Source organism: Aurantibacter crassamenti, from assembly GCF_016811105.1.
Classification (GTDB): Bacteria; Bacteroidota; Bacteroidia; order Flavobacteriales; family Flavobacteriaceae; genus Aurantibacter_A; species Aurantibacter_A crassamenti.
Map to the genome: position 1 here is coordinate 485,169 of NZ_JAFBGM010000001.1, position 11,625 is coordinate 496,793.

10 protein-coding genes are annotated in these 11,625 nt (G+C 34.9%); 3 read left to right on the forward strand and 7 right to left on the reverse strand.

The window, feature by feature from the left end:
• Positions 1–81 precede the first annotated feature (81 nt).
• A complete protein-coding gene (locus tag JQC67_RS02050) occupies positions 82–465 on the reverse strand; it encodes a TraR/DksA family transcriptional regulator (protein ID WP_203251200.1) in 384 nt (127 codons plus the stop codon).
• 5 nt (positions 466–470) lie between these two features.
• A complete protein-coding gene (gene ileS / locus JQC67_RS02055) occupies positions 471–3,869 on the reverse strand; it encodes an isoleucine--tRNA ligase (RefSeq protein ID WP_203251201.1) in 3,399 nt (1,132 codons plus the stop codon).
• Between the two features lie 298 nt (positions 3,870–4,167).
• On the opposite strand from ileS, the gene JQC67_RS02060 reads away from it, so the two are divergent.
• On the forward strand, positions 4,168–4,554 hold the full coding sequence (locus JQC67_RS02060) for a hypothetical protein (protein WP_203251202.1): 387 nt from the start codon (positions 4,168–4,170) through the stop codon (positions 4,552–4,554).
• A 64-nt stretch (positions 4,555–4,618) separates the two neighbouring features.
• Here JQC67_RS02060 and JQC67_RS02065 read toward each other — a convergent pair whose 3' ends face one another.
• The 4 genes from JQC67_RS02065 to JQC67_RS02080 all read right to left on the reverse strand — a co-directional run bounded on the left by JQC67_RS02065 (position 4,619) and on the right by JQC67_RS02080 (position 9,667).
• Positions 4,619–7,033 carry a TonB-dependent receptor gene (locus JQC67_RS02065; protein ID WP_203251203.1) on the reverse strand — a complete coding sequence of 805 codons (2,415 nt, stop codon included), beginning with the start codon at positions 7,031–7,033 and terminating at the stop codon, positions 4,619–4,621.
• Positions 7,033–7,752 (reverse strand): DNA repair protein RecO, encoded by a 720-nt coding sequence (recO, locus tag JQC67_RS02070; RefSeq protein WP_203251204.1) that lies wholly within the window; start codon positions 7,750–7,752, stop codon positions 7,033–7,035. Before recO ends, JQC67_RS02065 begins: the two co-directional genes overlap by 1 nt.
• Before the next feature lie 128 nt (positions 7,753–7,880).
• A complete protein-coding gene (gene gdhA / locus JQC67_RS02075; protein ID WP_203253163.1) occupies positions 7,881–9,224 on the reverse strand; it encodes an NADP-specific glutamate dehydrogenase in 1,344 nt (447 codons plus the stop codon).
• Between the two features lie 251 nt (positions 9,225–9,475).
• Positions 9,476–9,667, reverse strand: coding sequence for a PLP-dependent transferase (locus JQC67_RS02080; protein ID WP_203251205.1), 192 nt, complete (start codon positions 9,665–9,667; stop codon positions 9,476–9,478).
• Between the two features lie 62 nt (positions 9,668–9,729).
• On the opposite strand from JQC67_RS02080, the gene JQC67_RS02085 reads away from it, so the two are divergent.
• The gene (locus tag JQC67_RS02085) at positions 9,730–10,512 is read left to right on the forward strand and encodes a DUF3298 and DUF4163 domain-containing protein (protein WP_203251206.1); all 783 of its coding nucleotides are present in this window, start codon (positions 9,730–9,732) and stop codon (positions 10,510–10,512) included.
• Here the strand turns inward: JQC67_RS02085 and JQC67_RS02090 are convergent.
• Positions 10,490–10,945 carry a DinB family protein gene (locus tag JQC67_RS02090; RefSeq protein ID WP_203251207.1) on the reverse strand — a complete coding sequence of 152 codons (456 nt, stop codon included), beginning with the start codon at positions 10,943–10,945 and terminating at the stop codon, positions 10,490–10,492. The two genes, JQC67_RS02085 and JQC67_RS02090, sit on opposite strands and share 23 nt — an antisense overlap.
• A gap of 88 nt (positions 10,946–11,033) precedes the next feature.
• On the opposite strand from JQC67_RS02090, the gene JQC67_RS02095 reads away from it, so the two are divergent.
• Positions 11,034–11,621, forward strand: a complete 588-nt coding sequence (locus JQC67_RS02095) for an NAD(P)H-dependent oxidoreductase (protein WP_203251208.1) — start codon at positions 11,034–11,036, stop codon at positions 11,619–11,621.
• Positions 11,622–11,625 lie beyond the last annotated feature (4 nt).

Here is an 11,625-nt window from a genome sequence, read left to right on the forward strand (position 1 = left end):
GAATTAGCTTGTACATAAAGCAAAAAAACCTGCAAGCTATTAGCTGTACAGGTCTTACTTATTAATTTTTTACAGTTAAAATTACTTCTGCATATTTTTGGCCTCAATACTTAAAGTAGCATGTGGCACAAGTAAAAGTCGTTGTTTATTAATCAATTTACCAGTAACTCGGCAAATTCCATACGTCTTATTTTCTATACGCAAAAGTGCATTTTTCAAATCTCTAATGAACTTTTCTTGTCGAATAGCCAATTGTGTATTCGCTTCTTTGCTCATTGTTTGTGATCCTTCTTCAAAAGCTTTAAAAGTAGGCGACGTATCATCTGTACCATTATTGCCATCATTCATATATGAACTTTTTAAAAGATCTAAATGACTTTTTGCTTTTACTATTTTTTCTTCTATAACTTCTCTGAACTCTGCCAAATCTTTGTCAGAATATCTAACTTTTAAGTCGTCTGCCATTTTTTTTAATGTTTTTCGATGAATAATTTCGTGTTAACTTCATCAAAGGCTATCTCCGTGCCTTTGTTCAATACCGCTTCAAAAATAAGGTCTGCTGTTAAAGTTTCTGTTTTAATATAATTTAAATTGCTTTCAACAGCTTTTTCTACAAAACCATCTTTCAATATTTTTATATCAATTTTATCAGTAACCTCATAACCTGACTCTTTTCTGATATTTTGAATTCGATTTACTAATTCTCTAGCAATACCTTCTTTTCTAAGCTCTTCATCAATTGTAACATCGAGTGCTACGGTTAAAGCGCCAGAACTAGCAACCAACCAACCTTCAATATCTTGAGAGGTTATATCTACATCCTGTAACTGTAAATTAATGATTTTATTTCCAATATTCAGCGATATTTCGCCCTCTTGTTCAATTTTTTGGATATCATCCTGACCAAATGCACTTACGCTTTGCGCAATCAGCTTCATTTCCTTGCCAAATTTAGGTCCTAACACCTTAAAATTAGGCTTAATTTGTTTTACTAAAATATTAGATGCATCATCTAATAACTCTATTTCTTTAACATTTACCTCAGATTTTATCAAGTCTGACACCGCTTCAATATCGTCTTTTTGCTCTTGATTCAAAATAGGAATCATAATTCTCTTTAGCGGTTGACGCACTTTTATACGTTCTTTCTGGCGGATGGATAATACGAGTGATGAAATAGTCTGTGCTTTTTCCATTTTTCGCTCTAAAGCACTATCAATAAATGACTCATCACAAATTGGGAAGTTTGAAAGGTGAACGCTCTCAAAAGCCTCTTGCTCTGTTGTGGCCATCAAATCTCTGTACAGTCTATCCATAAAAAATGGAGCCACAGGTGCAGACAATTTAGCCACAGTAATTAAACAGGTATAAAGCGTTTGATATGCTGAAATTTTATCTTCTTGGTATTCGCCTTTCCAAAAACGTCTTCTACATAAGCGTACATACCAATTACTTAAATTTTCTTGTACAAAATTTGAAATAGCTCTAGTAGCCTTTGTGGGCTCGTAATCACCATAAGCGGCATCTACTTTCTTTATTAACGTATGAAGCTCAGACAACACCCAACGGTCAATTTCAGGACGTTTTTCTAGCGCTACATCAGCCTCAGTATATTTGAATTCATCAAGATTAGCATATAGCGAAAAGAACGAATACGTATTATAAAGGGTGCCAAAAAACTTTCTTTTAACCTCAACAATACCTTCAATATCAAATTTTAGGTTGTCCCACGGATTTGCATTTGAAATCATATACCATCTTGTAGCGTCTGGCCCATGGGTATTCATTGTTTCAAATGGGTCTACAGCATTACCTAGACGTTTGGACATTTTTTTACCTTCTTTGTCTAAAACAAGCCCGTTTGAAACTACATTTTTATACGCTACAGAATCAAAAACCATAGTAGCAATGGCATGTAGAGTATAAAACCAACCTCTTGTTTGATCAACACCTTCTGCGATAAAATTAGCAGGAAAAGTTTCTCCTTTATCAATTAAATCAGCATTTTCAAAAGGGTAATGCCATTGTGCATAAGGCATAGAACCACTATCAAACCAAACATCGATAAGGTCACTTTCACGCTTCATTGGTTTACCAGAATCAGAAACTAAAGTTATTTGATCCACAATATTTTTATGAAGATCAAGCTTCTCATAATTGTCTTCAGACATATCACCAACAACAAAATCTTCAAAAATATCTTTCTCTAAAACGCCAGCAGCTACAGCTTTGGCCATCTTAGTTTTGAGTTCTTCAACAGAACCTATAATTATTTCTTCGGTTCCATCTTCAGTTCGCCAAATAGGTAAAGGAATTCCCCAATAGCGCGAGCGCGACAAATTCCAATCATTGGCATTTGCTAACCAATTACCGAATCTACCTTCACCTGTTGCTTTAGGTTTCCAATTAATGGTTTTGTTCAAATCGAACATTTTGTCCTTAACATCAGATATCTTGATGAACCAAGAGTCAAGTGGGTAATACAAAATTGGTTTATCAGTACGCCAACAGTTAGGGTAACTGTGCACGTATTTTTCAACTTTAAAAGCCTTATTCTCTTCTTTCAGTCTTATAGCAATTTCAACATCAACTGAGCGCTCTGGCGCTTCACCATCTTCATAATATTCATTTTTGACATATTTCCCTGCCAACTCATCCATTTCTGGGCGAAATTTACCTTTTAAATCTACTAAAGGCACCGGGTTAGCATTTTCGTCTAAAACCAATAGCGGCGGAATAGGTGGCACTGCCTTTTGGGCAACAAACATATCATCTGCACCAAAAGTAGGTGCGGTATGAACAATACCTGTACCATCTTCAGTAGTAACAAAATCACCTTCAATAATTCTGAAGGCATTCTCAGCAGCCTCATAAGGCAAAGCATAATCTAATAACTGCTCGTATTTAGCGCCAACAAGATCTTTTCCGATAAATTCTTTAACAACATAAAAAGGAATTTTCTTATCACCCGATGAATAATCTAACAAATCAGATTTTGCCTCTACTTGCTTAAATTTGCCTGCAAATTGCTTAGAAACCAAGCTTTTGGCTAATACCACATTCATTGGTTGAAAAGTATACTGATTGTATGTCTCAACTAATACATAGTCGATTTTTGAACCAACAGTTAATGCTGTGTTTGAAGGAAGTGTCCAAGGAGTGGTAGTCCAAGCTAAAAAGTAAATAGTACCTTCATTTTTAAGGAAATCAGGCAATGAACCTTCAACAGCTTTAAATTGCGCAACTACAGTAGTATCAGTTACATCTTGATACGTACCAGGCTGATTTAACTCATGCGAACTTAAGCCCGTACCCGCTTTTGGCGAATAGGGTTGAATAGTGTATCCTTTATAAATTAATCCTTTATCATAAATCTGCTTGAGTAACCACCAAACAGTTTCCATGTATTTAGACTTATAAGTAATATATGGGTCCTCCATATCAACCCAATACCCTACCTTTTCTGTCATCTCATTCCAGACGTCAGTATAGCGCATTACAGCCTTTTTACACGCCGCATTATATTCTTCTACGGAAATTTTCTTTCCGATATCTTCTTTTGTAATTCCGAGTTCTTTTTCTACACCAAGCTCTATTGGCAAACCATGGGTATCCCATCCGGCTTTTCGTTTTACCTGAAAGCCTTTCATTGTCTTATACCTCGGAAATATATCTTTTATAGTACGTGCCATAACATGGTGAATACCAGGCATACCATTAGCTGACGGCGGTCCTTCATAAAAAACATAGCTCTCTTTACCTTCTCGAGTTGAAACGCTTTTTTCAAAAATGTCATTCGCTTTCCAGTAGCCTAAAATCTCTTCAGCTATTTTGGGTAAATCTAATCCGTTGTATTCAGCAAATTTCATATTATAAACACTAAAATTAAGGCTGCAAAATTAGTGATTTTTTAAGGAAGTTAGGTGCTTAAAATAAAAGCTCATCCCATTAAGAATGGGTTTTAGCAAATTTCGCCGCCATTAAATTAAATTATGCTGACTCTATTGCTAACGCAGTAGTTTCTCTTCCTCTAAAATTGATAATGATTTAACAAATTTCTACTATGGTAATTGCGATATTCATATAATTTCAAAATGAAGCATCTAAAGATTGCATTTGTCCGTATATCCTATGATCATTAACAATAAACACTAATAACAAATCAAGATGAGAAAATTAATTTTAAGTTCAATTTTAATGGTAGCGATGAGTGTATCATTCGTATCATGTAGAGAAACTGCTGACAAAGCAAAAGCTGGAATGGAAGAAGCTGGTGACGCTGTAAAGGATGCTGGTTCTGACGCTATGGATGCTGCTGGAGACGCAGGTGACGCTGTTAAAGAAGCTGGTTCCGATGCTGTTGATTCTGCTAAAGAAGCTGGTTCTGATGCTGTAGATGCTGCTGGAAACGCTGTTGATTCTGCAAAGGATGCTGCTGGTAACGCAGTAGACAAAGCAAAAGAAGTTGGCAATGACGTTAAAGATGGAGCAAATGATGCTGCTGATAAAGTTAAAGCAGCTGCTAATGACGTTAAAGATAAGGTGAAGCAATAATTTTGCTCATACAAAAGAAAACCCCGACTAACGGTCGGGGTTTTTTTATACTCAATTTCGAAAATTAAAAACTATATCCTAGTCCCAAAATCAAATTTCTACCAGGTGCTACAATACCAGATGAATACGTACGATATCGTTGATCCGTAATATTTTCGAGGTTTAATGAGAACTTCCAATTATTGTTAAGACTGTATTGCGTACGTGTATTTAAAGTATACCAAGATGGCGCATACGGATTACCTTCCAAATCTAGCGCATACATATAGCTTTTACTCTGTTCAGAAGAAGCAAGATTCGCATTCGAAATTTCTCCGTTAAAATTCAAGAATAAATCAGTTTGTAGTTTTTGGTTCTTCCACAGAACATGAAAATCACCAAAAGTTGGGGCCACGTGACGGGCTGAAGTCTCGGTACCATTAGGTTCTTCTTCTACACCATCGGTCCATGTTAAATTAGAAGACAATGAAAGATTATCAGTCAAAAAAGCCTCAAAACCCAATTCTAAACCGTAAACAAAAGCTTTAGCAGCATTTTGAATGGCTTGTACATTGCTTAATTCTCCATTATACATTATTTGAGACTGCCCATTAAATTCAAAATCACGACGAACTAAGGCATCAACCAAATAGGTATAATAAGCTGCTGCTTTTAAAACAATAACATCTTTAAAATTTTTGCGAACACCAAACTCTGCATTGTAGGCGTATTCAGGAACCAAATCAAGATTTGGCACTACTACTGAACCAGGTTCTGAATCAAAAACCTTACCTATATCATCAACATTTGGTGATCTAAAGCCTGTTGACCCGTTTAATGTTAGTTGCAAATCTGCTTTCGGAAACCAACTAAAACCAAGACTACCTGTAAGTGCACCATTATCTAATTTTGCTTCATCAAAAGGGAATGGGTAAAATGTTTTATCAAAAATAGCATGCAACCAAACGTGGCTATATCGCAAACCTGTAAGTACCGAGAAATTTGGTTTGGCTTTATATTCTCCGTTTACATAGCCCGCCAAAGTCTGCCAACTTGCCCCATCAGGATATCTTGAAGGAGCTACTACCCATGTGTTTGTTTCAATATTTTTTTGACCACCAACTGAACCTACTTTATTAAATACGTATTCACCACCATAGTAAACTCTTAAGTTTCCAATTTTTTTATTTTCAAAATCAATGTTCAATGAAAAAGCATCTACTTTTTCTTGTGTACTTAACAAATCGACATCTTGAAAATTTCTATCATTTCTACTCTCTTCAAAATGCTGATAAGCCGTAGTTAATTTCAATCCGTTATAAAACTTTCCTTTCCCAATTTGTTTTACTTGTAGGTTACCCATAAACCATTTTTGTGGGCCGTAATACCACTCAGACGACCGTAAGCCAGTTTCATCAGTAGAAGGTCTAATTAGTCTATCATACCTCGAATAATCTGAAGTCTCAGAGTAATGAGTACCCAACTTAATATCCCAATTATGATTCGGTTTGTATTCAATCTTCTGCATGAAGTTGATTTGATTGTACCCCGTTGGCACTTGAATTTGTGGTTCGTCATTGGTCAGTAAAACATCTTGACCTTCAATACGATTGACATAACTATTTCTCAAATATGATTCAGGACCATGTTCGCCCATTTTCATATCACCAAAGTTATTATAAGTCAAACTAGTTAGAAAAGCCCATTTCTGTTTACCGATATTTACGTCGGCATGAACTGTATTCTCGGTATTTGCAGATGCAAAACGATAGTTACCATTACCTGTAATTAATAAACTATCACCAGTTGAAAATTGTGGAGTCTTTGTATAAAAATTCATTACTCCCCCAATAGCATCACTACCATAAATAACAGAACCTGGCCCAAAAATAACTTCAGTATTTTTCACCGAATATGGATCTATTGAAATAACATTTTGAACATTCCCTCCTCTAAAAATGGCATTATTCATACGTACGCCATCTACAGAGAGTAACAGGCGATTAGTCGCAAATCCCCTTATCATAGGACTTCCACCACCCATTTGACTTTTTTGAACAAATACCTTTCCACTACTTTGTAACAAATCTGCGGAAGTCTGGGGGTTTACAAATGCTATTTGCCGCGCATCAATAGACGTGGTTTTATGCGGAATGTCTTTTTTCTGTTGTTCCCACTTTGATACTGACATCACCACTTCTTCTAATTGTTCAGCTTTCATTACTAAGTGAATGACATTTCGTTTTCTACCTAAATGCGTTTTGGAAATTCGTCTAACTTGATAACTTAAATGTTTTAATATAATTCGTTCATTATCATCAAATAATGAAATGTCGCATTTACCATCAATATCAGAAATAGTAGTCTTTGAATGATCCAAATTAAAAACCGCCACATTAGGCAACGGTTCATTTGTATCACTATCTAGGATAGTAACCTCTTGAGCAACTGAAATTTGTAGGCACAAGAAAAGAAAGAAGAATACTAATGACTTTTGCATTAACTAAATACTTCGTTTAAAACAGCAAGTGATTTAGGTTTTCGAAATCCTTGTAAATGCATCTCATAATAGAGCACTATTGATTTCAATAATTCTTGCCTGTTGGTTTTTTTCATGATTATGCTATGAATTGTATCAAAATTTGTGCCTAACAACTGTTTGAATAGCACTAAATTTTCATCGGTAATAAAAGCACTACCCGAAGGATAATCAACAAAAACACCATCTACTAAATCAAAACAGCTAGCCGAAAAATTTTCAGTGTCGGGGTAAAATCCTAAATACTTAGTTAGGCTTAACAGAAAAAATAGATGAAAATTGGCAATTTTATCATGGTTGTCTAACCATTGTAACGAAGCTTGTAAAAATTGAAAAAGTTCTTTATTTGACTCTTCTTCATGAATAGAATTACCTAACATTTCAGCCAAGAATAAAACAACTGAATTCTTAGTCATTTCAGTATGTAACGATTGATAATGGTATTCAACTTTTACATCTCTAATACTTTCAAGAGTTCCTTTGTTCTTATGGTTTGCATTAATTTCTAATTGCATTAGCGGTTGAAAATAGGCCGCCTTTAATTTTCCTTTTTTAGCAGTTAGAATACCTTTTAAGAGGTACGATTTCAATCCGTCTGAATCTGTATAAATTCTTGATATCAAACTTGTATCGCCATACTTTATTGAAGAAAGAACAATGCCTTTTGTGGTTACTTGCATCTAGAAGATTAGGTTTATCACAAAGATAACTTTTAAAAATACGAAGTGCGAAATACCGCATTATTAGTATTTTCTAAGTGATTTTTAAAACAAAAGACCTGTAGTTTAATAACTTCAAGTTTTACAAGCTAAATAACGCCTTGTGCCAACATAGCATCTGCAACTTTTACAAAGCCAGCAATATTAGCACCTTTCACATAGTTACAATAGCCATCTTTTTCTTTACCGTATTTTATACAAGAATCATGAATATCTTCCATAATTGCTTTCAATTTATCATCTACTTCCTCCCGTGTCCAGCTAATTCGCAATGAATTTTGTGACATTTCTAAACCTGATGTTGCCACTCCACCAGCATTTGAAGCCTTACCAGGAGCAAACAATATTCGTGCTTTTTCAAACTCATGAATTGCTTCAGGTGTAGAAGGCATATTAGCACCCTCAGCAACACATATACATTTTCCTTTCAACAATTTTTTAGCATCTGCACCACTTAATTCATTTTGCGTAGCACAAGGTAAAGCGATATCACATTTTACCTCCCAAGGTGTTTTACCTTTTACAAATTTTGCTGACTTATATTTTGCCGCATACTCTGAAATACGACCTCTCTTATTATTCTTCAAATCCATGACATAAGCCAATTTCTTTGCATCAATACCTTCACTATCAAAAATATATCCTTGAGAATCTGATAGTGTCAAAACCTTTGCTCCGAGTTGCAGCGCTTTTTCTGCTGCATACTGCGCTACGTTACCTGAACCAGAAATAACTACACTCTTTCCATCAAGGCTCATATCACGCATTTTCAACATACTTTGAGCAAAATAAACAGTACCATACCCAGTAGCTTCAGGCCGTATTAAAGAACCACCCCATGAACGACCTTTACCAGTTAAGACTCCTGTAAATTCGTTTCTGATTTTTTTGTACATCCCGAACAAGAAACCAATTTCTCTGGCCCCGACACCAATATCACCAGCCGGAACATCAGTATTTGGACCAATATGTCGACTTAATTCTGCCATAAATGCATGGCAAAATCGCATCACCTCATCATCTGATTTCCCTTTAGGATCAAAATCAGATCCACCTTTACCACCACCCATAGGCAGTGTGGTCAAACTATTTTTAAAAACTTGTTCAAATGCTAAAAACTTTAAAATACTAGCATTTACAGATGGGTGAAAACGTAATCCTCCTTTATACGGGCCAATAGCCGAATTCATTTGAATACGATATCCTCGATTTACATGAATCTCACCATTATCATCAACCCAAGAAACTCGAAATGAGATTAACCGCTCAGGCTCAACCATACGCAGCAAAATGTTTTTACCACTATATATTTTTTTTCTAGCGATATACGGAATTACTGTTTCAGCTACTTCTTGTACTGCTTGAATGAATTCAGGTTCGTGGCCATTTCTAGTTCTGACCTCATTCATGAATCCTTCAACTTTTGCTTGCATTTTTGCGTCCATAAATTCGTTTGAATAAATTTTACCCCTAATCATTTTTATAGGGTTTGATTATTGAATTTAAAATATAACGTCAAAATTATGCTATTCCTATATTTAAATATGGATATTTCTAAAAATATCGCAAAAAAACTATCCTATGATATTTCTTAAGTCGTCAATTAAATCTTCAATTCCTACGCTAAATCGAATTTGTGAATCAACCACAACTCTTTTCTTAGTTCTACTTTAAGAATATTAGTTTATGATTTTTCTATAGTTGAGCGTGTTGGGTTACCACTTTGTGAATATTCAAAACCCTGATGACCACCTGATGTTGTTTGTGAAAAAGTTGAAGTTTGATAAAAAAGCGGCATCACAGCGCCATAGGCCTTATCAGGTTTTTGACCTACTTGAATTGTCTTACTATTAAACTTTAAGTTTTTTAGGCTCATAAAATATAATTAATGTTGCAGATGTATCGTTATCTAATTGGCCGTACAATGATATACTTAGCATGAAAAACTCTTTAAACTTCTTATTACTACTGGTTTTATTCATCGGCTGTAAAAATGCGAATGAACTTACTTTAACTACCGCTAGCTATACCAATGAATCATGTGCCAATTGCCCAAATATTAAAATTAAAATTCCTCAAGTAGTTAATGAGTCAAGACTGGCAGAAAATATTAATTCTAATATTTCAAAAGAAATTTCTTCAATTCTACTTTTTGATGAATCCGAAGATTTAGAAAATTTTACTATTGAAGAATCAATTAAAGCCTTTAATGAATCTCATGCTGAGATTACAAAATTATACCCAGATGAGGCTGATATTTGGGAGGCCGAAATTACAGGCTCAGTCAGCTATGAAGATAAAAACACGCTAACAATAGTTTTAAATTCATACCTATTTTCAGGCGGAGCACATGGCTATACTTCTATTCAATATTTAAATTTTAATAAAAAAACTGGTAAAGAATTAAAAACCTGGCAGATTTTCAAGAATAAAGACGCATTCAAAACCTATGCAGAAAGCGCCTTTAGAAAAGCCGAAGGAATACCGCTTGATGCACCAATCAATTCAACGGGGTTTATGTTTGAACAAGACTCATTTAACCTACCCGAAAATATAGGATTTACCAATGAAGGCATCAGATTACAATACAACCAATATGAAGTCGCCTCATACGCTGACGGCCCTATTGAAATTACACTACCCTACAATGAAGCTCAAAAGTATTTGAAAGGTAGGTTTAAGACCGATAAGCGTATCACTACAACATCTTTTGAAGACTGATTATTGCACCAATATGCAAGCCTTCATGCAGCACATTAAATACTAGCGCATCTTCAACACACTCTAAAGTAACATTAGCACTGGTAGTATAAGCGTTGTAATTTTTAAAGACACCGTTTTCAAAATCATTCTGTGTATTCTCAACTGTTGAAATTAATAATTCTTTCACCTGTTGTATTTCTTCATCAGTTGCAGATCCATCAGGCACAGTACCCTTTTTGAATTTATCAATTAAACTTGCAGGAATTTTAGACTCTAATCCACTAAATTTATAGACCAATAATTGCTCGGTAACCAAAACATGAGCAATATTCCACCAGATGTTATTGTTAAAATTAGTTGGAATTTTCAAAAGGTCTTCTTTCGATGTTTCCGATAAAATTTTATGCAACCGTTGACGGCTTTTTAGGGTAATATCAAAGTGCTTTTTCATAGCTATAAAATGAATCTTAAATGATTAGACTTCAAATTTAGAGCAATTACTTTAAAAGCGGTTTCTTTGTAATAGGAAATCTTATCTCATGTCTGCAAACAAAAAAGTGTTATTAATCAACGGCCACCCTGATAGTGAGAGTTTTAATTTTAGCCTCGCACAAGCCTATATAAAGGGACTTGAAAAATCACAAGCTAGTGTGCAAGTAGTAAATATTAGAGATTTAGAATTCAATCCTAATTTACAATATGGCTATAGAAAACGAACTGAATTGGAGCCCGATTTAGTTGAAGCGTGGAAAAAAATACAATGGGCAGACCATATGGTTTTTATTTTTCCGGTATGGTGGGGCGGTCTTCCAGCAGTAACCAAAGGTTTTTTTGACCGTTTATTTTTACCAGATTTTGCATTTAAAAAAAGAGAAGGTTCCGTTTGGTGGGATAAATACCTCACCGGGAAATCAGCCAGAATAATTTGCACAATGGATCAACCAGCATGGTACTATAGATTGATAAATGGAAGGCCAAGTTATTATGCAATTAAGAAATTGACTTTTAATTTTGTGGGCATAAAACCAGTTCGAGTCACTTCAATAGGTCCTTTACGCTTATCAAAAGCTGAATTCAGAGAAAAATGGTTGAATAAAGTTGAGCGACTGGGCGAAAAAATAAAATAAGCAA